This is a genomic window from Mesorhizobium sp. WSM4829, from assembly GCF_055811475.1.
Genome location: NZ_JBVVQJ010000044.1, coordinates 1 through 20174, shown reverse-complemented (window position 1 = coordinate 20174; position 20174 = coordinate 1). Strand labels below are relative to the sequence as shown.

Below are 20174 nucleotides of genomic sequence, written 5' to 3'. Positions count from 1 at the left end.
TGCTATCTGTGCCTCACGATCATGACGGATTCACGCCCGGGCCTGTCGATTTCGCCGGATCGCAGCAAATCGGCTACCGTCCTTGGGTTGGGTATGGGTAAGTGCTTTGCAATACGTGCTTCGATCCATTCGCGGGTGGCGGACGTCGCGTCGGCAATTGCTTCCTCGGGGCTCGCGCCGCCGCCGTGGCAGCCGGGAAGATCGGGCATCCGCACCCCCCCAGACGTCATCGGTGCTATCCAGAATTCCGACATAGTGCATCATCATTCCTCCTCAAATCCATCTGGCAAGCCGGGTGATCGATCGTTCATCACATCAGATCATATTCGATGAAGCCGGTCCTGCGCGCCACGTGGTCGTAGAGCTTGCGCGCGGTGGTGTTGGTCTCGTGCGTCATCCAGTAGACGTTCTTGACGCCGATCTTGCCGGCTTCCTGCTTGACCGCCTCGATCAGGGCGGCGCCGACGCCTTTGCCGCGCACATCCGGGTCGGCGAACAGGTCCTGCAGATAGCAGTTGTTTTTTTCGGACCAGCAGGAGCGATGGTAGAGATAGTGCGTCAGGCCGACCGCCTTGCCGCCGAACGTGGCGATGAACCCTTTTGGTTCGAACTCACCCGCCGTGAACAGGCGCTTCCAGGTGACGGCGTAGACGTCTTCCGGCAGCTTGGTTTCGTAGAAGCCGAGGTAAGCAGTCCACAGACGCTGCCAGTCGGCATGGTCGGATTGTGCGAGTGGGCGGACGGTGATCTCGGTCATTTCATTTCCTTCCGAAGCTTCGGGCCAAGGCTGCCCCGGTGCCCGGCCGGCGGCAACGGTCCAGCAACGGGAAAGCGCTGTCCGCCGCATGCCCGGCCCTGCGCTATGGCTTCGGGCGTTCGTCGGCCTTTGGCCGACCGCTCCTCACCCCTGCCTTCTCGCCATAAAGGCCAGTCGCTCGAACAGATGCACGTCCTGTTCGTTCTTCAACAGCGCGCCGTGCAGCTTGGGCAGTGCGTTTTTCGGGTCGCCGCGCAAATCCTCGGGCGCGATATCGTCGGTCACGAGCAGGCGGATCCAGTCCAGTGCCTCGGAGGTCGACGGCTTCTTCTTCAGGCCCCGCACGTCGCGGATTTCGTAGAACTGGGTGAGTGCGGCGCGCACCAGGTTCTGCTTGATGCCGGGATAGTGCACGTCGACGATCCGATGCAGCGTCTCGACGTCGGGAAAGCGGATATAGTGGAAGAAGCAGCGGCGCAGGAAAGCGTCCGGTAGTTCCTTCTCGTTGTTGGAGGTGATGATGACGATCGGGCGCACAGCGGCGCGGATCGTCTCGCCGGTCTCGTAGACGAAGAACTCCATTCGATCGAGTTCCTGCAGCAAATCGTTGGGGAACTCGATGTCAGCCTTGTCGATCTCATCGATCAGAAGCACGACCTTCTTGGTCGTCGCGAAGGCATCCCACAGCTTGCCACGCTTGATATAATTGCTGATGTCGTTGAAGCGCTCGTCGCCGAGTTGGCTGTCGCGCAGCCGCGACACGGCGTCATACTCGTAGAGGCCCTGCTGCGCCCTTGTCGTCGACTTGACATGCCATTCGATCAGCTCGAGGCCGAGCGCGGCCGCCACTTGCCTGGCCAGTTCGGTCTTGCCGGTGCCGGGCTCGCCCTTGACCAGCAATGGCCGCTCCAGCGCGATCGCCGCATTGACCGCCACCATCAGATCCTTGTCGGCGACATAGGCCGCCGTGCCTTCGAAACGCATTTTTGCTCCTCGGTTTTCATGGCAACCGTAAGGAGACAGCCCAGCCCATGCAAGGCGCAGCGGCGAGGGCGCGGTGAACCCATGTGCCGCGCAGCTCCCAGGCAGGACCTTGCGACGAATAAAGCCGCCGAACATGGCCGTCTCTCTGGCGCTTGGCCTGCCATCGGCCTATATTGGGCGTGACGGTCTGCGCTTCCCGGCAGGAGAACATTTTCCCCGGGGCCTTAATGATCCCTAGGGAGCTGTCCCTGGGAAGACCCGTGGGTTTTCTCATACGGCGCCCACCTACTTTGTAGGTTCCCGGGATCGCTCTCTCCACCGGTTGTGTGGATCGTCACTTGACGCAAAGGATCCACGCTTCGGTGGATCATGCGGTGGAAAACGTCGCTCCTAAAACTCCATCCAAATCTGACCTTTTCTATCGTCGGCGCATGACATCCTCGAAAGACCTGAAAAGACAGTTGCGACGCGAAGCACTCGGGCGCCGCGACGCGCTCGATCCGTTCTGGCGGGTGGAGGCAGCGCTCGAAATGGCCGAGACGGCGCGGGACAGCATTGCGATGGAGCCGGGCCAGATCGTCTCCGGCTTCTGGCCGATGCGCTCGGAAGTCGACGTCCGGCCGTTGATGTTCGCCTTGCGCGAAAAAGGTGCACGGCTTTGCCTGCCGGCGATTCTCGACAAGACCACCATCGTCTTTCGCGAACTGGTGCGCGGCGCGCCGATGATCGACATGGGGTTCGGCACCGTCGGGCCGCATGAGGAGGCCGAGGTGCTCGATCCCCAGGTGATGCTGGTGCCGCTCGCGGCTTTCGACGCGCGCGGCCACCGCATTGGCTATGGCGCCGGCTATTACGACCGTGCCATCGCGCGGCTGGTCGACAAGGGGCAGCCGCCGCGGCTGATCGGCATTGCTTTCGACTGCCAGCAGGTGGCGCTGGTGCCGGACGAGCCGCATGACGTGACCATTCCCGAAATACTCACCGAGAGCGGGTTGCGCCGGTTCGCGCCGAAATTGTAGATAAGTTCCTGGACGCATGGTCTTTTCCGGAAGTCATGCAGCTTTTTGCTTCGCTGACCTTCGGTTCGGGATCATGTTTAGATGAGACTTCTCTTCCTCGGCGATATGGTCGGCAAGACGGGACGCACGGCGGTGTGGGAACAACTGCCCGGCCTGATCTCGGATTTCAAACTCGACTTCGTCATCGTCAATGGCGAGAACGCCGCCGGCGGCTTCGGCATTACCGAAGAGATCTTTCGCGAGACGATCTCGGCGGGCGCCGACGTCGTCACCACCGGCAATCATGTCTGGGACCAGCGCGATGCGCTGGCTTTCGCGCCGCGCGAGGAACGCTTCCTGCGTCCGTCCAATTTCCCCAAGGGCACGCCGGGGCGGGGCTCGGGCGTCTACATCGCCAGGAACGGCGCGCGCGTTCTGGTCGCCAACATCATGGGCCGGGTGTTCATGCATCCTGAACTCGACGATCCATTTCAGGCCGGCGAGCGCGAGCTTGCCGCCTGCCCGCTTGGCGAACAGGCCGATGCGGTGGTCATCGATTTCCATGCCGAGGCGACCTCTGAAAAAATGTGCTTTGCGCACTTCGTCGACGGCCGCGCCAGCCTGGTTGTCGGCACCCACACGCATCAGCCGACCGGCGACCACCATATCCTCAACGGCGGCACCGGCTATATCTCAGACGCCGGCATGTGCGGCGACTATGATTCTTCGCTCGGCATGGACAAGGAGGAGCCGCTCAACCGGTTTCTGTCGAAGGTGCCGAAAGGGCGCTTCGAGGCGGCGAGCGGCCCGGCGACATTGTGCGGCGTCGGCGTCGACATTTCGGATCGCAGCGGCCTGACCGAGCGGATTGCGCCGTTTCGCCGCGGGCCGCGGCTCGAAGAAACCGCGCCCTCGTTCTGGTCATGACATTGATGTAAGCGATTGTAGTACCTAATTGCCGGCCACGCCTGCTTCAGATCGTAAGAGGGGACGACCTCCATGCAGCTCATCGAATTCCTGGCGCCACATTTCGCCTTTGTCTCCGATCCGACTGCATGGGTCGCGTTGCTGACGCTGATCGTGCTGGAGGTGGTGCTCGGCATCGACAATCTGATCTTCATCTCGATCCTGACCAACAAATTGCCGGAGGCGCAGAGGGCCCGCGCCCGGCGAATCGGTATTTCGGCGGCGCTGATCATGCGGCTGGTGCTGCTTGCCACCATCTCGATCATCGTCCAGTTGACGGCGCCGGTGTTCACCGCTTTCGGCCATGGTTTCTCCTGGCGCGATCTGATCCTGATCGCCGGCGGCCTGTTCCTCGTCTGGAAAGCGACCAAGGAAATCCACCACACGGTCGATCTCGAGGACCATCAGGACACGATGATCGGCGAAACGCTGCAGCTTTCGCTGGGCGGCGCCGTCTTCCAGATCCTGCTGCTCGACCTCGTCTTTTCGATCGATTCGATCATCACCGCGGTCGGCATGACCGACGAGATCGCCATCATGTACATCGCCGTGATCGTGGCAGTCAGCGTGATGATGCTGGCGGCCGGGCCGCTCGCCAACTTCATCGCTAAGAATCCCAGCATCGTCATGCTGGCGCTGAGCTTCCTGCTGATGATCGGCATGACGCTGATCGCCGACGGCATGGGCTTCCATGTGCCGAAGGGCTACATCTACGCCGCCATGGGCTTTTCCGCTCTTGTCGAGGGCCTCAACATGCTGGCGCGACGTCGAAGAAAAGCAAAGGCCGGCGCGGGGCACTGAGTCATCGACGCTTGACTCTTACGGAATTGTACGTACAATATTGTAAATGATGGTGCGGCCTTGCAGTTCGAGTGGGATGCTGAAAAGGCCAGGCGCAATCTTGCCAAGCACGGTGTCGCATTCGATCTCGCAAAAGGCGTCTTCGACGATCCGCTTCATCTCATCGTGCCTGACCGGTTCGAAGATGGGGAGCAACGATGGCATGCGATTGGGATGATCGAGATGCTGGTGGTTTTGCTCGTTGTGCACACATACCCTGATCTCGAAGATGAAGAACGGGTTCGGATTATCGGCGCCCGAAAAGCGACGCCGCATGAAAGGAGGCGCTATGAGCAGGAAGGAGCTTAGCCAGGATCAGCGCGACCAGCTTGCCAAGCTGGCTGATTTGCCTGACGACGAAATCGATACTTCCGACATTCCGGAAGCCCCGACCGAGAACTGGGTTCACGCTCGCCGCGGGCATCTTTATCGGCCGCTCAAGCAACCGGTGACCATTCGGCTCGACGCTGATGTGCTGTCCTGGTTCAAGGAGCACGTCGAGGGTGGCGGTTATCAAACCGAGATCAACCGCGTGCTCCGTCGTCATGTGACGGAGCAGGAAAAGCGGCGGTCCTGAGCGCTTCAGCTAAGGGTCGGCACGCCCTTCGGATGACGGTCGCTGATCAGGCCAAGCGTCAAGCCTTGCTCCAACCAGGCCTTGGCGCCGGCGAGCACCAGCGCGAAGCCCTCGGTCGAGCCGATCGCCTGCTTGACCTGCTCATCGGGGCTGCCGGCAAAACCGAAATTGCGAACCTCGACAAAGGTCGCGCCGCCGGGCATCTCGGTAAAAGTCCAGACCACCGTGGTCGGCGGATCGCTCCATTGCATGACGATCTTTTCGTTCGTGACGAACTCGCTGACCGTGACCGGCGTCGAAACGCCATACATCCGCCACTCCCAGCGAACTTCCTTGCCGCTGTCCAACCTGCCGCTGCCGTGGGTGAACCAGAATTTCGTCGTGATCGCTGGATCGACGATGGCTTCGAACACTTCTGCGACCGGCCGCCGGATCAGCATGCCGGCTTCGGCGGTCGGTGTCTCACGGATGTCCATTTCGTCCTCCTTCCGAACCGGTCTCAGTCACCAGGCGTTGGGTTCGCGCACCAGGTGAATGATGTTGGCCGGATTGGTGATCCAGCCGCCACGAAAACCTTCGCCGAGCGCCTCGATGGCGTCGCAGCGCACAACACCGGCCTTGGCGAGATGATCGGCGGCGGCCGGAAAATCATCGGTGAACAGTTCCAGCCAGATCTCGGCCTGGCTCAGCATCGGCGCTTCGTCGATCCACAGGCGATTGGGACCAAGTTCGAATCCAACAGCCGGCGCCTTGGCCGTGAACGGTTTTAGGCCGACGACATCGCGGTAGAAGGCGATCGTCGCCTGGTGTTGGTGGGGCGGCACTTTCATGGCGATGTTGATGCCGCCGGTGATCTTCGCAGCCATTCTTTCCTCCGTCTTCTCAGATATTGTCTTCATTGGCGGGCTCGCCCTTCATCTCGCTGCGATAATAGCCGTCGCGCAAATTGATGCCGTATTCGACATAGGCCTTCATGCAGGCCAGCATCTGCGACCAGCCCTCGCAATTGAGGTAGGACTTCTTCAGGCCGACCGCGTCCTCGTGCCAGCCGGCCTCGGCGATGGTGACGAAGGTGCCGCCATCGTCCAGCGGCTCGAAATTCATCTCGATGCGCGTCTTGTAGGCCGGCTTGCCGTCGGCGTCGGTGGCGTCCCAGCGCAGCACGATGCGGTTGTCTTTCTCCACCTCGTCGACCTCGACCGGGACCTTGCCCCACCAGACGACCCTGGCGCCGGCCACCAACGGGGCACTGGCGCCGCCGATGGTGGTGAAATAGCTGCTGAGCTTGTTCGGATTGACGACCGCATCGAAGACTTCGGCAACCGGTTTGCCGATGCGGCCCGAAACTCTGAATCCAAGAGACATATCCACAGCTCCTTCCTTGATCGGATCGATATTATGTTATAAAAATATAACATGTCAAGCAAGGCGCAGGATGACAATGTTTTCAAGGCGCTGGCGCATCCGCGCCGGCGCGCGCTGCTCGACGAGCTAAAGGACGCGCCGCGGACCACCGGCATGCTGTGCGATGCCTTTCCCGACATGGACCGCTGCACCGTCATGCTGCATCTGAAAGTGCTGGAGGAAGCCGACCTGGTGGTGGCGCGGCGCGAGGGGCGCGAGCGCTGGAACCATCTCAATGCGCTGCCGATCAAGCAGATCCACGACCGCTGGATCAGCCAGTACGCCACGCATGCGATCAGCATTCTCGACCGGCTGAGATCCGATCTGGAGGAGTGAGCGTTCGCAGGAAAGCAGCTGGCGGTTACCTTGCCGCACCATCCTTACGGCGCGGCTGGACGAATTGAGCCGATTTATCTATAAGCCGGCCATTCCGAGATAGAGCGCCGTACGTCCATCCGGACGCAGCAGGGACGTTCTGAAATTTTGACTTCGAGCATTTTGGCAAAGGCGAGGTGACTACCTCGCTGCAGGATGCTCTGCCAAGAAGACGACAGGGGTGCCATGGCTGGCCATTCACAGTTCAAGAACATCATGCACCGCAAGGGCCGCCAGGACGCGGTGCGGTCGAAAATGTTTTCCAAGCTGGCGCGCGAAATAACCGTCGCCGCCAAGAGCGGCACGCCGGACCCGTCGATGAACCCGCGCCTGCGTCTTGCCGTGCAGAACGCCAAGGCGGTGTCGATGCCGAAAGACAACATCCAGCGCGCCATCAACAAGGCGTCGATGGGCGACGCCGAGACTTACGAAGCTGTGCGTTACGAAGGCTACGGGCCAGGCGGCGTTGCGCTCATCGTCGAGGCGCTGACCGACAACCGCAACCGCTCGGCGTCGAATGTGCGTGCCGCCTTCACCAAGGCCGGCGGGGCGATGGGGGAAACCGGCTCGGTGTCGTTCATGTGGGACCGTGTCGGCGAAATCTTCTATCCGGCATCGGTTGGCAGCGCGGAGAAGGTCATGGACGCGGCGATCGAGGCCGGGGCCGACGACGTCCAGTCGGACGAGGAAGGCCACACGATCTATTGCGCCTTCGAGTATCTTGGTGAGGTGTCGAAGGCGCTGGAAGGCGCGCTCGGCGAGGCTGAATCAGTGAAGCCGATCTGGAAGCCGCAGACCAACATTGCGGTCGACGAGGAGCGGGCACAGTCGCTGATGAAGTTGGTCGCCACGCTCGAGGACGATGACGACGTGCAGAGCGTCTACGCCAATTTCGAGGTCGACGACGAGACCATGGCGAAGCTCAGCGCGGCATGAGCACAGCTCAACCAGACATGAGCGGAGTTCAGTCCGGCATGAGCACAGCTCAGTCCGAGATATGAGCGGAGCTTAATCTGAGATATGAGCGGAACTCAATCTGACATGACCGAAAAGCCGTTGCCCCAGGTCCGCATCACCTATTGCGCGCAGTGCCACTGGCTGCTGCGGGCCGGCTGGATGGCGCAGGAGCTGCTGTCGACCTTCGCAACGGATCTGGGCGAGGTCACGCTGGTGCCCGGCACCGGCGGCATCTTCACCATTTCCTGCAACGAGACACTGGTCTGGGACCGCAAGCGCGACGGCGGCTTTCCCGATGCCGCAGGGCTTAAGCAACTGGTTCGCGACGTGATCGATCCGGACCGCGATCTCGGCCATGCCGACCGCAAGAGCGACAAGTCAAAAGATACCCCGTCAAAAGACCCTGCCTGACGCAAGGTCTTTTAACTTTCTGCCCTCGTTCACCGCCACGCCACGATGAAGCAGGCCAGCGCGACGATGGCGGTGATGGTACGGACGTGGTCCCACATCACCCAGTCCCTGAGATAGGTGGCCCAAACGGCGGCGCCGTTGGCGCTTGCCGGATCGACGGCGGCCAGTGCGTTGTTGAGCGGCACGTTGAAGATCATCGTCACGATCAGGTTGCCGACGAGGTAGGTCAGGGCGCCGGCGAGAAGCCACAACGAGCCCGGTTGGCCCCAGCCGATGACAGCGCCGACGACGAGGACGAGGCAGATCAGCCCGGTGCCGAAAAGCGCGGTCATGAACAGCGGCGTCACCGCAGTGACGTTGATCGAATTCATGGCGGCGATACCGCCCGCGGCAGGCATGCGGGCGAGGCCCGGCATGACGAAGCTGGAGAAGGCGAAGAAGACACCAGCGACGACGCCCGAGCCGAGCGCGGCGATGAAGGTGAGGCTGGGAAGCAGTTTCATGATCATGTCAGTCACTCCATATGCCCGTACCAGCGGTTTCGGTTGCATAGGCGGAAAAGTCCTTTGGGGCGCGGCCGAGCACGCGCTCGACGCCGTCGGTCAGCGCCTCGTTGCGACCGTCGAGCACTTCGGTGAACAGCTCGTTGAGCAGCCAGGCGAACTCGGCAGGCAACTCGTATCCGGCTACTGCGGCGGTGAACTCGGCATGCGAAATCCTGACAAAGCGGATGTCGCGGCCGGCCGCCTTGCCGATCTCGGCGACCGCGTCGGCGAAGCTCAGCAGACGCGGCCCGGTCAGCTCGTAAAGCTGGCCGACATGGCCTTGCCGGGTAAGCACCGTCACGGCGGCATCGGCAATGTCGTCGGCATCGACGAACGGTTCTCCGACAGTGCCGACCGGCAAAGCCACCTCACCGGCCAGCAGCGGATCGAGCAAAAAACTCTCGCTGAAATTCTGGGAAAACCAGGCGCAGCGCAGGATCGTCCAGTCGGCACCTGAGGCTTTCAGCATCTCTTCGGCACGTTGCGCTTCGATCTCGCCGCGCCCCGACAGCAGCACCAGCCGGCGCACACCGCTTGCCACGGCAAGGTTGGCGAAGGCGCCGACTGCTTCGGCCGCGCCGGGCACCGCAAGATCGGGATAGTAGCTGATGTAGGCGGCACCGACACCATCGAGCGCGGGTTCCCAGGTCGTATTGTCTTCCCAGTCGAAGGGCGGGGTGCCCGAGCGCGAGCCGATCCGTACCGGCAGGCCCTGCGCCGTCAGCCTGTCCGCGAGACGACGGCCGGTTTTGCCGGTGCCGCCGAGGATCAAAATCGGTTTTGCTGCTGTATCGATCATGGCGATTTTCCTTTGCTCACAAATATGAGTAATCCTCACATTTGCAAAACGTGATAAACCCTCGTATTTTGTGAGTCAAGCCAGTTTGTTGATCATTCGCCAGGAGACAGTGATGGAAGGCTCGAGCGTAGCGGGTTCACAGGATGGCCAGATCGCATCGCCGCGCCGGGCGCCCAGCCAGCAACGCAGCCGCGAGCGGGTCGAGCGGATGCTGGCCGCCGCCTCTGCGCTGATCGCCGAGCAAGGCAGCGATGCCATGCGCATGGGCGAGGTGGCGGAACGGGCCGGCGTGTCGATCGGCTCGCTCTACCAGTTCTTCCCGGACAAGCGAGCGATCATCTGGGCGCTGGCCGAGCGCCACACCGCCGAAAGCCAGGCCTGCATCGCGGCAGCGCTTGCACCGGTTAGCGACGCCGAAGGGCTGGGGCGGGCATTTTCCGAGCTGGTGGATATCTATTACGGGCTATTCCTGGCCGAGCCGGTGATGCGCGACATCTGGTCGGGCACACAGGCCGACAAGGCGCTGCGCGAACTCGAACTCGCCGACAGCCGGGCCAACGCCGAATTCCTCACCGCGGTGCTGAAGCGGCTGCGGCCCACCGCCGATCCGGCGGCGCTGGAAACGACGGCGTTTCTCATCTGGCAGATGGGCGAGGCCACCATGCGGCTGGCGATCTCGGTCGGTCGAAAGGAAGGCGACGACCTGGTCGCCGCCTACAAGCGCATGGCGCTGCGCGAACTGGTCGACGAATAGAGCCGCATTCCGGCAAGAAAAAACCCGCCACGAGGGCGGGTTCCTTCTGATCCGAAAAAGGCTTACGGCTTAGAGCCCAAAACCTTCGAAACGCTTCTTGAACTTCGACAGGCGGCCGCCGCGGTCGAGCAGGGTCTGCTGGCCGCCGGTCCAGGCCGGATGGGTGGTCGGGTCGATGTCGAGGTTCATCGTATCGCCTTCCTTGCCCCAGGTCGAACGGGTCATGTATTCGGTGCCGTCAGTCATGACGACCTTGATGGTGTGGTAGTCGGGATGGATATCGGTCTTCATTGTGCTATTCCTGGTTCGCTGGCGCCGCTGACGGGCGTAAAGCCTGCGTCGATGCGCCCCTTTTTAAAACTCGAAGCCGCAGCTATTGAGGAGCCACGGCTTTTAAAAACGGTCGGCGAGCCTATACATCAGCCGGAATTGAATCACAAGGCCGCGGTAAGCGCATATTGAGGCGCATGCCCAGAAGGCGGCCAGAGGAAACGGTCATGGCGCACACCAGCGGCGATGCAGACGAGCGTAGGCGCTCGCTCAAGCCGCTGCGGCGCCTGTTCCCCTACATCACCCGCTACCGGAAAATGGTGATTGGCGCGGTCGTCTCGCTGACCGTTGCTGCGGCGACGACGCTGGCGCTGCCGCTGGCCGTGCGGCGCATGATCGACCATGGCTTTTCCGCTTCCGATTCCATTTTTATCGCCGAGTATTTCGCCATGCTCGTGGTGATGGCTGCCTTGCTCGCCGCGGCGTCGGCCAGCCGCTATTATTTCGTCATCACGCTGGGCGAGCGCGTCGTCGCCGACATCCGCAGCGACGTGTTCCGCCATGTCACGACGCTGTCGCCATCCTTTTTCGATACCGCACAGTCGGGCGAGATCGTCTCGCGGCTCGCCGCCGACACGACGCAGGTCAAGTCGGCGGTCGGTGCCACCGCATCGGTAGCGCTGCGCAACGTCATTCTTGGGCTTGGCGCCGTGGCTATGATGGTCTTCACCAGCCCGAAACTGTCGGGCCTCGTCATCGCCGCCATTCCGGTGATCGTGCTGCCGCTGGTCGCCTTCGGCCGCTCGGTGCGGCGAAAATCGCGGCTGGCGCAGGACACGCTGGCCGACGCCACGGCCTACGCCAGCGAGCAGATCGGCGCGGTGCGCACGCTGCAGGCCTTCACCAATGAGAAGCTGGTCACCGGGCATTTTTCAGCTGCCGTGGAAGCCGCTTTCGCGGCGGCGCGATCCTCGATCTTTGCCCGCTCCTTCCTCACCTTCTTCGCCATCTTCATGATCTTTTCCTCGGTGGTGGCGGTGCTGTGGTTCGGTTCGCGCGACGTGCTCGACGGCACGCTGTCGCCTGGCACGCTCGGCCAGTTCCTGCTCTATTCGGTGTTCGCCGCCGGCGCGCTTGGCGCGCTGTCGGAAGTGTGGGGCGAGCTTTCCCAGGCGGCGGGTGCTGCCGAACGGCTGACCGAGATCCTGGCCGAGAAGCCCGCGATCCAGGCCCCCGCGCATCCGAAACTGCTGCCGGCGACGGCCAGAGGCGCAATCAGTTTCGACGACGTGTCCTTCTCCTATCCGGCCGGGCCCGACCGCGCTGCCGTCCACGGCCTGAGTTTCCAGGTCAAGCCCGGCGAGACGGTGGCGATCGTCGGCCCGTCGGGTGCTGGCAAGAGCACCGTCTTTTCGCTGCTTTTGCGCTTCTACGACCCCGAGACCGGCAAGATCATGATCGACGGCGTCAATGTGCGCGAGGCCGACCCCGTCGCCATCCGAGAGCGAATCGCCATCGTGCCGCAGGACGTCACCATCTTCGCGGCCAGCGCGCGCGACAATATCGGCTTCGGTCGTCCGGACGCCAGCCAGGCCGAGATCGAGGCGGCGGCCAGGGATGCACTTGCCGACGAGTTCATCCTGAAACTCGAAAAAGGCTATGACAGCCAGGTCGGCGAGCGCGGCGTGACCTTGTCCGGCGGCCAGCGCCAGCGCGTGGCGATTGCCCGTGCGATACTGCGCGATGCGCCGATCCTGCTGCTCGACGAGGCGACCTCGGCACTGGACGCCGAAAGCGAGACGCTGGTGCAGACGGCGCTGGAGCGGCTGATGCAGGACCGCACGACGATCGTCATCGCCCACCGGCTGGCGACGGTGCTGAAGGCCGACCGGATCCTGGTCATGGATGGCGGCTGCATCGTCGAGGAAGGCACCCACCAGAGCCTCGTCGCCAAGGGCGGCATCTATGCGCGGCTGGCCAAGCTGCAATTCGAAACCGGGGCGAACGCCTTCAGGGGCGCCGCGGAGTAGTAGGACGACGCTGCCAAACGGCTTCGCCTTTTGCAAACGGCGCTGGCCGGCAGTGACGAAATTGCCGCGGCGTTCGATGCGCTTGAAGATATGTCAGGCGCCCTTCAGCACCTCCCCATAGCGCTTGCGCAAATGCTCGGTGAAATGCGTGGCGTTGAGCTTCTCGCCGGTGGCGCGTTCGAGCAGGTCGGGCGTCGACCAGCGTGAGCCTTGCGACCAGATCTTTTGCCGGCGCCAGTCGTTGATCGCCGCGAAATTTCCCTTGGCGAGGTCTTCGTCGGCGGAGGGATGGTCTCTGGTCAGGGCGGCCCATTGCTGCGCCGCCATCATCGCGCCCAGTGTATAAGACGGAAAATAGCCGAAGGCAGCACCCGGCCAGTGCACGTCCTGCATCGGCCCGTCGGCCGGGTTGTCGATGGTCGACAGGCCGAGATAGTCGCGCATCTTGGCGTCCCAGGCCTCCGGCAGGTCGGCGGCCTCCAGCCGCCCCGAGACAAGCTCCTGCTCCAGCTCGTAGCGCAGGATGACGTGCAGCGGATAGGTCACCTCGTCGGCGTCGACGCGGATCAGCCCGCGCTCGACCCGGTGTACGTGCGGCAGGATGTCTTCGATCGACCACGCCTCGCCGAGATGCTTTTCGACCACCGGCAGCGCCCAGCGCCAGAATTCGGGGTTGCGGCCGATCTGCTTCTCGACGAACAGGCTCTGGCTTTCATGCACAGCCATGCCGCGCGCCTTGCCGAGCGGCCAGTGCGCCCACGCCTGCGGCAGGTTCTGTTCGTAAAGCGCGTGGCCGGTCTCGTGCAGCACGCCCATCAGCGCCGACAGGAAATCGGAGGTCTTGTAGCGGGTGGTTATGCGCACGTCGCTCGGCACGCCGCCGCAGAACGGATGATGCGATACCGACAGCGAGCCGTGGGTGAGATCGAAGCCGACCGCCGCCATCATGGCGAGGCCAAGCTCGCGCTGCTTTTCGATCGCATAGCTGCCCGAAAGCGGTTTTAGCGGATGTTTCGCCAGCCGCTCATCCTGCACCGCCAATGCCTCCGGTACGAAATCCCGCAGGAACGTCTTCAACTCGGCGAAGACCGGCGTGATGTCGGCGGCGCGGTTGCCGGGATCGTACTGCTCCATCAGCGCGTCGTAGGGATCAAGGCCGAGCACGTCGGCGCGAAGGGCTGCTTCCTCGCGCACCAGTGCGACGACGCCTTCTAGCGCCGGCAAAAAGCCGGCCCAGTCGTTCTTTGCACGCAAGTCGCGCCACAGCTGCTCGGAGCGCATCCGGGCGGTGGTTTGGCGCTCGACGAATTCGACCGGCAGGCAGGTCAGGTTGGTGTATTGCCGCCGGAATTCCTTGACCGCTGCCTGCTGTTCTTCGTTCAGCGTTTCCTGTTCGGCTGCTGCGATCCAGTCGGCGATCTCCGGCGCTGTCGCTCTGGCGTGATGCATGCCGGCCAGCGCCGACATCGCCTCGGCGCGCTTTTCGCCGCCGCCGACGGCCATGTGGGTCGCCTCGTCGGCGCCGAGAATAGCGAGCGCATGCTCCAGTGCTTCAAGCTTGTGGCCGAGGTCGTCGAGTTTTTGAAAGGACATGGTGGCTTCCGCTGAATTTGAACGGCGGGAAAAGATACCAATGCGCTGATATTGGCAACCCTGAAAGGCCGTCGGCGATGGGCACATGGTTGCTGGCCAGGATGCACGCTGCAATGGGTCTTGCGGGAGCGGTGGCGTGCGTGATCAATGTCGCGAGGCGGCGGCGCGTCGCATCGGGGAGACGAAGCATGATCGCCAATGTGCTGGTCGGGTTGGTGGCGCTGATCCACCTTTACATCGTCTATCTGGAGATGGTGCTGTGGGACACGCCGCGCGGCCACAAGGCATTCAAGCTGACGCCGGAATTCGCCAGCGCATCGAAAGTGCTTGCGGCCAACCAGGGACTTTACAACGGCTTTCTCGCAGCCGGGCTGACCTGGGGGCTTTGCCTCGGCGCTGCTGGTTTCCAGATCAAGGTGTTTTTCCTGCTCTGCGTCGCCATCGCCGGCCTCTACGGCGCGGCGACGGTCGGCAGGAAAATCCTCTACATCCAGACCGTGCCGGCTGCAGCTGCTCTGGTCGCAGTTTGGTTGGGCGCATAACCCCGAAATCGGACTCGATTTTTGGAAAAGTTCCCTGTGCGGATTGCTGCCTGGGGCTTCGGTGCGGAACGGATCTTGCGCAAAATCAACAGATCATGCGCAAGATCAAAGTGCGGCGCTGTAATGGATGATTTCAGCCTTTTGGATAGTTTGGGCCGTAGCCGTTCGGATAGTACCCGCCATCGCCACCGCTGCCGATGAGGAAGGCGCTGCCGGTGGCAGCCCGCAGCCTTTGGCTGACATGATCGAGCTCAGCCAGCAATTGATGATATTGCGTGGCCGGCATCGTTCCATCTCGCGCGGCCCTCTGCGCGGCCCGATCAAGTCGAGCGACCTGCGTGCGCAAGCCACGCGCTTCGTCCAGCTTGATCCTGTTCGCCTGCATGGCACCTCGGATACCGGTATCCACGCTCTCTATCTGGTTGATCAAAGCTGCCTCATGCGGGCCGGCGTCGGCGCCAGCAAACGGAACGGTGACGAGAAGTGCGGCGAGCGTTGCAGTCCTGAGGGTCTTGGGAGTGAAAGAGCGGATGTCGCGTCGCCTTTTACAGGGGAGGCGGCGATTGGGAGGGCCACCTTCCGGCCGTGGGCCGTCGGTTCCGTCGGGTCGCAATGGACGCTTCCACCGCCGGCGGTTCTCGGCCCCATGACATAGCTAGGAGCGATCCTCGGCAAAGTGTAATCAAAAAAAGGTAATCTTTTCAGGCCTTGCCAGCCTGCATCGCCGCCCTAAGTGCGGCCGCCGCCTGAAGCCGGGGCGATCAGCGCTCGGTCAGTTTCAGCTCGATGCGGCGGTTCTTGTTGCGCGCGTCTTCGGTGTCGGCGGGGTCGAGCGGCTGGAATTCGCCGAAGCCGGCGGCAACCAGGCGGTTGGCCGGCACGCCGTTCTCGATCAGGAACTTCACCACCGAGGTCGAGCGCGCCGTCGACAATTCCCAATTGTCGCGGTAGCGGCCGGTGCCCAACAGCGGCTTGTCGTCGGTGTGGCCGTCGACGCGCAGCACCCAGTTGATCTCCGGCGGGATCTCCTTCTGCAGGTCGATGATGGCGTCGGCGAGCTTCTTCATCTCGTCCTTGCCGGCATCGTTGATCACTTCGGAGCCTGTCGGGAAAAGCACTTCTGACTGGAAGACGAAACGGTCGCCGACGATGCGGATGTTCTCGCGATCGGCGAGGATTTCGCGCAGGCGCCCGAAGAAGTCGGACCGGTAGCGGTTCAGTTCCTGCACACGTTGCGCCAACGCGACGTTCAGGCGGCGGCCGAGATCGGCGATCTTGGTGTTGGACTCGCGATCGCGCGCTTCCGACACGTTGAGCGCTTCTTCGAGCGCTCCGATCTGTCTGCGCAGCGCCGAGATCTGCTGGTTGAGGATTTCAACCTGGCTCAGCGCCTGCTGGCTGATCTGGCGCTGGTTGTCGAGTTCGCCCGACAGCGCCGTGGCCCGCTGGTTGGCGGCGTCGCCGGCACCGGCGCCTTGCGCCAGCAATTGCTCGAGCCGGCTCTTTTCCGCCTCCGACGCCGACAGCGACGCCTGCAAATTGGCGAGCGAATCTTCCTTGTCCTGCGTTGTCGAACGCTCCAGCGCCAGAAGCTGGGTCAGTTCGTTGATCTGCGAATTGAGGCGGTTGAGCACCGTGTCCTTGCCGGAGATTTCGCGGCCGAGCAGGAACTGCGCCAGCACGAAGACGGTAAGCAGGAACATGATCGCGAGCAGCAACGTCGACAGCGCGTCGACGAAGCCCGGCCAGTAATCGATACGGCGATCGGCACGCCGGCTCCTGGCGAGAGCCATGCTAATGGACTCCAGTCTTCTTCAAGGCGTCGGCAATCTTCTCCAGAGTGTTGCGCATCGCCTTCTGCTCGTCCGACTGGGCCTCGACCCAGTCGCGCATGATCTGCTGCTCCGAGCGCATGTTCTTGACCAGACCCGAAATGCCGTCGGCAAGGTTGGCCATGGCGGTGGCGACACGCGGATTGGCGCCGCCGCCGTTCTCCTGCATGCTGCGCAGTCTTTCCGACAGGACGCGGATCTCGTCGGAGGACTCGACCCTGGGCGGTTCGGCGACGACGATGTCGGAGGACAGGTCGGTGACCGAGGACAGCCAGTTTTCGAGTTCGGTGTAGAAGCGTGTCTGGGCGCGGCCAGCCTGCAGGTCGAGGAAGCCGAGCACCAGGGAACCGGACAGGCCGAACAGCGAGGACGAGAAGGCGGTGCCCATGCCGGCCAGCGGCGCGGCAAGCCCGGCCTTCAGCGATTCGAGCACGGCGGCGGCATCACCGGTGCCGGGATCGAGCGAGCCGATGGTTTCGCGGATCGAGCCGATCGTGTTGAGCAGGCCCCAGAAGGTGCCAAGCAGGCCGAGGAACACCAGGAGCCCGACAAGATAGCGCGAGGTGTCGCGGCTTTCGTCGAGGCGGGTGGCGATCGAATCGAGCATGGTGCGCATCGAGCTGGTCGAGAAGGCGATCGTCGGCGAGCGGCCGATCATCGCCTTCATCGGCGCCAGCAGCACCGGTTCGGTGGTTTCGGAGCCGGCCCGAAAAGAGTTGACCCAGCGCACTTCGCGAAACAGCCGGCCGACCTGCGCGAAGGCCAGCAGGATGCCGACCGCAAGCACGCCGACGATCAGGCCGTTGAGCCCGGGATTGGTGGCAAAGGCTGTCGAGATCTGCCGGGTCAGGATGGCGGCGATGAAAGCGACGATCATCAGGAAGATGACCATGGTCAGGAGAAAGACCTGCGGGCTCGACAATTTGTGCGGATCGTACATCAGCACGTCGGAGCGCCTGCCCATGCCGAAGGATTTGAAAAAAGCCATCCGTGCCCCGTTTCCGATGCCGCCGCCGCCAATTCACGTTTGACGGCGACTCTAAACGCAATTGTGACCAAATTGAATGGCGCTTGGCAATATTGCCAAGCGGACCATTGCGTTAGAGCCGCTTGATGATCAGGCAGTCGACCATGGCAGCAAGATGCAAACCGGCGCCGGTGACGACAAAGCCGTGCCACAGCGCATTGTGGAAGCGCAGGCCTTTCCAGGCGAAGAAGATGACGCCGCAGGAATAGACGATGCCGCCGGCGACGATCAGCGCGATCGATGTCGTCGGCAATGTCTCGACGAGCGGCTCGACAAGAACGACGCCGCTCCAGCCGATGGCGAGATAGAAGACGATCGCCAGCCGGTCGAAGCGGCCGGGAAGAAGCACTTTGATGGCGATACCGATCGCTGCCGCGACCCAGACCAGGACGATCATCGAGACGGCCAGCGGCGAGCCGTCGAGCTGGGCGAGGAAAGGCGTGTAGGTGGCGGCGATCAGCAGATAGATCGCGGCATGGTCGAAGCGCCGCAATATCCACTTGGCTGGCGACGACACCGGCCACAGATTGTAGGCCAACGACACCGACAGCACGGTGAGCAGCGAAATCACGTAGAAAGCGGCGGCGATATATTCGCCCGGACCGGTATGGAAGGCAGCCAGCGCCAGCAGTGTCGAGCCAGCAGCGATGGCGAGCACGATGCCTACCGCGTGGACGATGCCGTCGGCGATCATTTCGGCGCGCGAATAGTGCCAGCGTCCCATGAAAGGGATTTCGATCTGGGGTATCCCGATCTGGGATTTCGGGCCGATACGCGTCATGAATGATCCTGCAGCCGCCTATTTGGGCGGATACCGGACAGCATTTCAAGCTTTCGTTGCGGTTTTGCGACTGCGGCGGTTCAGCGCGCCAAGTCCGCTAGCCGTAGCTAGAGCCTAGCGCGTCACCGGCTTCCTGACGGTCTTCAACAGCGCACGCTGGATGGTTTCGTTGCCGGCGACGATCGAGCCGCCATCCAGCATGTTCTGCCCGCCGGCGAAGTCGGAGATGAAGCCGCCCGCCTCGCGGATCAGCAGGATGCCGGCGGCGACATCCCAGGCCGACAGGCCGGTTTCCCAGAACCCGTCCATGCGGCCGGCAGCGACATAAGCGAGATCGAGCGAGGCGGAGCCGAGGCGGCGCACGCCCGAAACTTCGGCCATCACGTTGCGCAGCTCGATCAGGAAATTGCCATGCTGGCCGCGGCCGAGATGCGGCACGCCGCAGCCGATCACCGTGTCGATCAGCTTGGTGCGGCCGGCAACCCGCAGCCGGCGGTCGTTCATGAATGCGCCGCCACCGCGCTCGGCGGTGTAGAGTTCGTCCATCGCCGGATTGTAGACGACACCGGCGACGATCTGGCCCTGGCGCTCCAGCGCGATCGAGATGGCGAAGAGCGGAATGCCGTGCAGGAAATTGGTGGTGCCGTCGAGCGGATCGACGATCCAGCGGTGCTGGCTGTCGTCGCCTTCGATCAGGCCGCGCTCCTCCATCAGGAAGGCATAGCCCGGCCGCGCCTTCGACAGCTCGGTGAAGAGGATTTCTTCTGCCTTGCGGTCCGCCTGGCTGACATAGTCGCCCGGCCCCTTCATCGAGACCTGCAGGTTCTGCACTTCGCCGAAATCCCGCGACAGCGAGCGGCCGGCCTTCATAGCGGCCTGGACCATGACATTGAGGATCGCGGAACGCGCCATTGCTCTTCTTCCTGCCGCTGCGCCTATTTGCCTTGAGGCATGATCTTATCCAAAAAGTCTGCAACTTTTTGGGATGATGCTATTTGCTTTGAGACATGATCTTGTCCAAAAAAGTCTGCAACTTTTTGGGATCATGCCTTAGTCGGCGCGGCGCACGTAAGTGATTTCGTTGGTGTCGACGATGATACGCTCGCCCGAGCCGATGAAAGGCGGCACCAGCACGCGAATGCCGTTTTCCAGCATCGCCGGTTTATAGGACGAGGCGGCGGTCTGGCCCTTCACCACCGGGTCGGCCTCGGTGATCGTCAGCGTCACCTGGTCGGGCAGCGAAATGCCGATCGGCCTTTCGTCATAGAGCTGGACCGTCACCATCATGCCGTCCTGCAGGAAGGCAGCGCGATCGCCGACGAAATCCTTTTGCAATTCAAGCTGCTCGTAGCTTTCGGTGTCCATGAACACCAGCGCTTCGCCCTGTTCGTAGAGGAAGGAGAAATCCTTCATCTCCAGTCGGATCTGCTCGACTGTCTCGGCCGAGCGGAAACGCTCATTGAGCTTGGTGCCGTTGATCAGGTTCTTCAGCTCGACCTGGTTATAGGCGCCGCCCTTGCCTGGTTTGACAGCGTTGGTTCTGACCGCCACCCACAGGCCGCCATCGTGCTCGATGACGTTGCCGGGACGGATTTCGTTGCCATTGATCTTGGCCATGATGATGTGATCCGGAATGAGATTTCGCGACGAAAGCGATTTGGCGCCTCCAAGACCACAAATCGCCAGGAGAGGCAAGGGATTGGGCAAGAGGGGGAGTGGGCAAGAGGGGGAG

At 62.6% G+C, this 20174-nt stretch carries 28 protein-coding genes and 1 other RNA gene; 13 read left to right on the top strand and 16 right to left on the bottom strand.

The features are described from left to right. Window positions 1-2: 2 nt before the first annotated feature. From AC0L17_RS29365 to AC0L17_RS29355, 3 genes are all read right to left on the bottom strand, one after another. A complete protein-coding gene (locus tag AC0L17_RS29365; RefSeq protein ID WP_473518342.1) occupies window positions 3-209 on the bottom strand; it encodes a type II toxin-antitoxin system HicB family antitoxin in 207 nt (68 codons plus the stop codon). Window positions 210-310: 101 nt separating this feature from the next. Continuing rightward, window positions 311-757 (bottom strand): GNAT family N-acetyltransferase, encoded by a 447-nt coding sequence (locus tag AC0L17_RS29360; RefSeq protein ID WP_473518341.1) that lies wholly within the window; start codon window positions 755-757, stop codon window positions 311-313. Window positions 758-901: 144 nt separating this feature from the next. Continuing rightward, a complete protein-coding gene (locus AC0L17_RS29355) occupies window positions 902-1741 on the bottom strand; it encodes an AAA family ATPase (protein WP_473518340.1) in 840 nt (279 codons plus the stop codon). Between the two features lie 181 nt (window positions 1742-1922). On the opposite strand from AC0L17_RS29355, the gene ssrS reads away from it, so the two are divergent. The 6 genes from ssrS (at window position 1923) to AC0L17_RS29325 (ending at window position 5122) form a co-directional block, all read left to right on the top strand. Next, a non-coding RNA gene (gene ssrS, locus AC0L17_RS29350) (6S RNA) lies at window positions 1923-2078 on the top strand. Window positions 2079-2172: 94 nt separating this feature from the next. Next, window positions 2173-2760, top strand: a complete 588-nt coding sequence (locus tag AC0L17_RS29345; RefSeq protein ID WP_023800021.1) for a 5-formyltetrahydrofolate cyclo-ligase — start codon at window positions 2173-2175, stop codon at window positions 2758-2760. Between the two features lie 81 nt (window positions 2761-2841). Further along, the gene (locus AC0L17_RS29340) at window positions 2842-3666 is read left to right on the top strand and encodes a TIGR00282 family metallophosphoesterase (protein ID WP_023800020.1); all 825 of its coding nucleotides are present in this window, start codon (window positions 2842-2844) and stop codon (window positions 3664-3666) included. 72 nt (window positions 3667-3738) lie between these two features. Next, on the top strand, window positions 3739-4506 hold the full coding sequence (locus tag AC0L17_RS29335) for a TerC family protein (RefSeq protein ID WP_473492175.1): 768 nt from the start codon (window positions 3739-3741) through the stop codon (window positions 4504-4506). Window positions 4507-4566: 60 nt separating this feature from the next. Next, complete coding sequence (locus AC0L17_RS29330; protein WP_292409941.1) at window positions 4567-4854, top strand: BrnT family toxin; 288 nt, start codon at window positions 4567-4569, stop codon at window positions 4852-4854. Further along, window positions 4835-5122: a BrnA antitoxin family protein gene (locus AC0L17_RS29325; protein WP_192360018.1), complete on the top strand. Its 288-nt coding sequence runs from the start codon at window positions 4835-4837 to the stop codon at window positions 5120-5122. Before AC0L17_RS29330 ends, AC0L17_RS29325 begins: the two co-directional genes overlap by 20 nt. 5 nt (window positions 5123-5127) lie before the next feature. Here the strand turns inward: AC0L17_RS29325 and AC0L17_RS29320 are convergent, their stop codons facing one another. From AC0L17_RS29320 to AC0L17_RS29310, 3 genes are read right to left on the bottom strand one after another with little or no spacing between them, the layout of a single operon-like run. After that, window positions 5128-5598, bottom strand: a complete 471-nt coding sequence (locus tag AC0L17_RS29320) for an SRPBCC family protein (protein ID WP_473518339.1) — start codon at window positions 5596-5598, stop codon at window positions 5128-5130. Between the two features lie 27 nt (window positions 5599-5625). Further along, a complete protein-coding gene (locus AC0L17_RS29315; protein ID WP_473518338.1) occupies window positions 5626-5988 on the bottom strand; it encodes a VOC family protein in 363 nt (120 codons plus the stop codon). Between the two features lie 16 nt (window positions 5989-6004). Next, window positions 6005-6487: an SRPBCC domain-containing protein gene (locus tag AC0L17_RS29310; protein ID WP_473518337.1), complete on the bottom strand. Its 483-nt coding sequence runs from the start codon at window positions 6485-6487 to the stop codon at window positions 6005-6007. A 51-nt stretch (window positions 6488-6538) separates the two neighbouring features. Here AC0L17_RS29310 and AC0L17_RS29305 point away from each other — a divergent pair, with 51 nt between their 5' ends. From AC0L17_RS29305 to AC0L17_RS29295, 3 genes are all read left to right on the top strand, one after another. Then, on the top strand, window positions 6539-6862 hold the full coding sequence (locus AC0L17_RS29305; RefSeq protein ID WP_023800015.1) for an ArsR/SmtB family transcription factor: 324 nt from the start codon (window positions 6539-6541) through the stop codon (window positions 6860-6862). Between the two features lie 225 nt (window positions 6863-7087). Then, window positions 7088-7837 (top strand): YebC/PmpR family DNA-binding transcriptional regulator, encoded by a 750-nt coding sequence (locus AC0L17_RS29300; RefSeq protein ID WP_473518336.1) that lies wholly within the window; start codon window positions 7088-7090, stop codon window positions 7835-7837. 105 nt (window positions 7838-7942) lie between these two features. Further along, on the top strand, window positions 7943-8269 hold the full coding sequence (locus AC0L17_RS29295) for an Rdx family protein (protein WP_473518335.1): 327 nt from the start codon (window positions 7943-7945) through the stop codon (window positions 8267-8269). Window positions 8270-8298: 29 nt separating this feature from the next. Here the strand turns inward: AC0L17_RS29295 and AC0L17_RS29290 are convergent, their stop codons facing one another. Next, window positions 8299-8778, bottom strand: a complete 480-nt coding sequence (locus tag AC0L17_RS29290; protein WP_473518334.1) for an anthrone oxygenase family protein — start codon at window positions 8776-8778, stop codon at window positions 8299-8301. 1 nt (window position 8779) lies between these two features. Beyond that, complete coding sequence (locus AC0L17_RS29285; protein ID WP_473518333.1) at window positions 8780-9613, bottom strand: NAD(P)H-binding protein; 834 nt, start codon at window positions 9611-9613, stop codon at window positions 8780-8782. A gap of 112 nt (window positions 9614-9725) precedes the next feature. Between AC0L17_RS29285 and AC0L17_RS29280 the strand changes: the two genes are divergently transcribed. Next, window positions 9726-10367: a TetR family transcriptional regulator gene (locus tag AC0L17_RS29280; protein ID WP_473518332.1), complete on the top strand. Its 642-nt coding sequence runs from the start codon at window positions 9726-9728 to the stop codon at window positions 10365-10367. Between the two features lie 69 nt (window positions 10368-10436). Here AC0L17_RS29280 and rpmE read toward each other — a convergent pair whose 3' ends face one another. Beyond that, a complete protein-coding gene (rpmE, locus tag AC0L17_RS29275) occupies window positions 10437-10658 on the bottom strand; it encodes a 50S ribosomal protein L31 (protein WP_006327661.1) in 222 nt (73 codons plus the stop codon). Between rpmE and AC0L17_RS29270 the strand changes: the two genes are divergently transcribed. Both AC0L17_RS29270 and AC0L17_RS29265 read left to right on the top strand, forming a co-directional pair. Beyond that, the gene (locus AC0L17_RS29270; protein ID WP_139172593.1) at window positions 10641-10829 is read left to right on the top strand and encodes a hypothetical protein; all 189 of its coding nucleotides are present in this window, start codon (window positions 10641-10643) and stop codon (window positions 10827-10829) included. The genes rpmE and AC0L17_RS29270 overlap by 18 nt on opposite strands. 35 nt (window positions 10830-10864) lie before the next feature. Next, window positions 10865-12667 (top strand): ABC transporter transmembrane domain-containing protein, encoded by a 1803-nt coding sequence (locus AC0L17_RS29265; protein ID WP_473518331.1) that lies wholly within the window; start codon window positions 10865-10867, stop codon window positions 12665-12667. Window positions 12668-12760: 93 nt separating this feature from the next. On the opposite strand, the gene AC0L17_RS29260 is transcribed toward AC0L17_RS29265, so the two are convergent. Next, window positions 12761-14260 carry a carboxypeptidase M32 gene (locus tag AC0L17_RS29260; protein ID WP_473518330.1) on the bottom strand — a complete coding sequence of 500 codons (1500 nt, stop codon included), beginning with the start codon at window positions 14258-14260 and terminating at the stop codon, window positions 12761-12763. A gap of 188 nt (window positions 14261-14448) precedes the next feature. On the opposite strand from AC0L17_RS29260, the gene AC0L17_RS29255 reads away from it, so the two are divergent. Continuing rightward, window positions 14449-14802: a DUF1304 domain-containing protein gene (locus AC0L17_RS29255; RefSeq protein ID WP_473518329.1), complete on the top strand. Its 354-nt coding sequence runs from the start codon at window positions 14449-14451 to the stop codon at window positions 14800-14802. 133 nt (window positions 14803-14935) lie between these two features. Here AC0L17_RS29255 and AC0L17_RS29250 read toward each other — a convergent pair whose 3' ends face one another. The 6 genes from AC0L17_RS29250 to efp form a co-directional block, all read right to left on the bottom strand. After that, on the bottom strand, window positions 14936-15232 hold the full coding sequence (locus AC0L17_RS29250) for a hypothetical protein (RefSeq protein WP_473518328.1): 297 nt from the start codon (window positions 15230-15232) through the stop codon (window positions 14936-14938). Between the two features lie 331 nt (window positions 15233-15563). After that, window positions 15564-16595 (bottom strand): peptidoglycan -binding protein, encoded by a 1032-nt coding sequence (locus tag AC0L17_RS29245; protein ID WP_473518327.1) that lies wholly within the window; start codon window positions 16593-16595, stop codon window positions 15564-15566. A 1-nt stretch (window position 16596) separates the two neighbouring features. After that, complete coding sequence (locus tag AC0L17_RS29240; protein WP_473518326.1) at window positions 16597-17622, bottom strand: MotA/TolQ/ExbB proton channel family protein; 1026 nt, start codon at window positions 17620-17622, stop codon at window positions 16597-16599. A 112-nt stretch (window positions 17623-17734) separates the two neighbouring features. Further along, entirely contained in the window at window positions 17735-18442 is a 708-nt protein-coding gene (trhA, locus tag AC0L17_RS29235; protein ID WP_473518325.1) for a PAQR family membrane homeostasis protein TrhA, read from the bottom strand. A 114-nt stretch (window positions 18443-18556) separates the two neighbouring features. Further along, the gene (locus AC0L17_RS29230) at window positions 18557-19354 is read right to left on the bottom strand and encodes an inositol monophosphatase family protein (protein WP_473518324.1); all 798 of its coding nucleotides are present in this window, start codon (window positions 19352-19354) and stop codon (window positions 18557-18559) included. Window positions 19355-19492: 138 nt separating this feature from the next. Then, on the bottom strand, window positions 19493-20059 hold the full coding sequence (efp, locus tag AC0L17_RS29225; RefSeq protein WP_023800001.1) for an elongation factor P: 567 nt from the start codon (window positions 20057-20059) through the stop codon (window positions 19493-19495). Between the last annotated feature and the right edge of the window lie 115 nt (window positions 20060-20174).

Excerpts from the sequence above, each read along its gene's own strand:
- AC0L17_RS29365 (WP_473518342.1), bottom strand. The coding sequence starts at position 209 with ATGCCCGATCTTCCCGGCTGCCACGGCGGCGGCGCGAGCCCCGAGGAA.
- AC0L17_RS29360 (WP_473518341.1), bottom strand. The coding sequence starts at position 757 with ATGACCGAGATCACCGTCCGCCCACTCGCACAATCCGACCATGCCGAC.
- AC0L17_RS29355 (WP_473518340.1), bottom strand. The coding sequence starts at position 1,741 with ATGCGTTTCGAAGGCACGGCGGCCTATGTCGCCGACAAGGATCTGATG.
- AC0L17_RS29345 (WP_023800021.1), top strand. The coding sequence starts at position 2,173 with ATGACATCCTCGAAAGACCTGAAAAGACAGTTGCGACGCGAAGCACTC.
- AC0L17_RS29340 (WP_023800020.1), top strand. The coding sequence starts at position 2,842 with ATGAGACTTCTCTTCCTCGGCGATATGGTCGGCAAGACGGGACGCACG.
- AC0L17_RS29335 (WP_473492175.1), top strand. The coding sequence starts at position 3,739 with ATGCAGCTCATCGAATTCCTGGCGCCACATTTCGCCTTTGTCTCCGAT.
- AC0L17_RS29325 (WP_192360018.1), top strand. The coding sequence starts at position 4,835 with ATGAGCAGGAAGGAGCTTAGCCAGGATCAGCGCGACCAGCTTGCCAAG.
- AC0L17_RS29320 (WP_473518339.1), bottom strand. The coding sequence starts at position 5,598 with ATGGACATCCGTGAGACACCGACCGCCGAAGCCGGCATGCTGATCCGG.
- AC0L17_RS29315 (WP_473518338.1), bottom strand. The coding sequence starts at position 5,988 with ATGGCTGCGAAGATCACCGGCGGCATCAACATCGCCATGAAAGTGCCG.
- AC0L17_RS29310 (WP_473518337.1), bottom strand. The coding sequence starts at position 6,487 with ATGTCTCTTGGATTCAGAGTTTCGGGCCGCATCGGCAAACCGGTTGCC.
- AC0L17_RS29305 (WP_023800015.1), top strand. The coding sequence starts at position 6,539 with ATGTCAAGCAAGGCGCAGGATGACAATGTTTTCAAGGCGCTGGCGCAT.
- AC0L17_RS29300 (WP_473518336.1), top strand. The coding sequence starts at position 7,088 with ATGGCTGGCCATTCACAGTTCAAGAACATCATGCACCGCAAGGGCCGC.
- AC0L17_RS29295 (WP_473518335.1), top strand. The coding sequence starts at position 7,943 with ATGACCGAAAAGCCGTTGCCCCAGGTCCGCATCACCTATTGCGCGCAG.
- AC0L17_RS29290 (WP_473518334.1), bottom strand. The coding sequence starts at position 8,778 with ATGATCATGAAACTGCTTCCCAGCCTCACCTTCATCGCCGCGCTCGGC.
- AC0L17_RS29285 (WP_473518333.1), bottom strand. The coding sequence starts at position 9,613 with ATGATCGATACAGCAGCAAAACCGATTTTGATCCTCGGCGGCACCGGC.
- AC0L17_RS29280 (WP_473518332.1), top strand. The coding sequence starts at position 9,726 with ATGGAAGGCTCGAGCGTAGCGGGTTCACAGGATGGCCAGATCGCATCG.
- AC0L17_RS29270 (WP_139172593.1), top strand. The coding sequence starts at position 10,641 with ATGGATATCGGTCTTCATTGTGCTATTCCTGGTTCGCTGGCGCCGCTG.
- rpmE (WP_006327661.1), bottom strand. The coding sequence starts at position 10,658 with ATGAAGACCGATATCCATCCCGACTACCACACCATCAAGGTCGTCATG.
- AC0L17_RS29265 (WP_473518331.1), top strand. The coding sequence starts at position 10,865 with ATGGCGCACACCAGCGGCGATGCAGACGAGCGTAGGCGCTCGCTCAAG.
- AC0L17_RS29260 (WP_473518330.1), bottom strand. The coding sequence starts at position 14,260 with ATGTCCTTTCAAAAACTCGACGACCTCGGCCACAAGCTTGAAGCACTG.
- AC0L17_RS29255 (WP_473518329.1), top strand. The coding sequence starts at position 14,449 with ATGATCGCCAATGTGCTGGTCGGGTTGGTGGCGCTGATCCACCTTTAC.
- AC0L17_RS29245 (WP_473518327.1), bottom strand. The coding sequence starts at position 16,595 with ATGGCTCTCGCCAGGAGCCGGCGTGCCGATCGCCGTATCGATTACTGG.
- AC0L17_RS29240 (WP_473518326.1), bottom strand. The coding sequence starts at position 17,622 with ATGGCTTTTTTCAAATCCTTCGGCATGGGCAGGCGCTCCGACGTGCTG.
- trhA (WP_473518325.1), bottom strand. The coding sequence starts at position 18,442 with ATGACGCGTATCGGCCCGAAATCCCAGATCGGGATACCCCAGATCGAA.
- AC0L17_RS29230 (WP_473518324.1), bottom strand. The coding sequence starts at position 19,354 with ATGGCGCGTTCCGCGATCCTCAATGTCATGGTCCAGGCCGCTATGAAG.
- efp (WP_023800001.1), bottom strand. The coding sequence starts at position 20,059 with ATGGCCAAGATCAATGGCAACGAAATCCGTCCCGGCAACGTCATCGAG.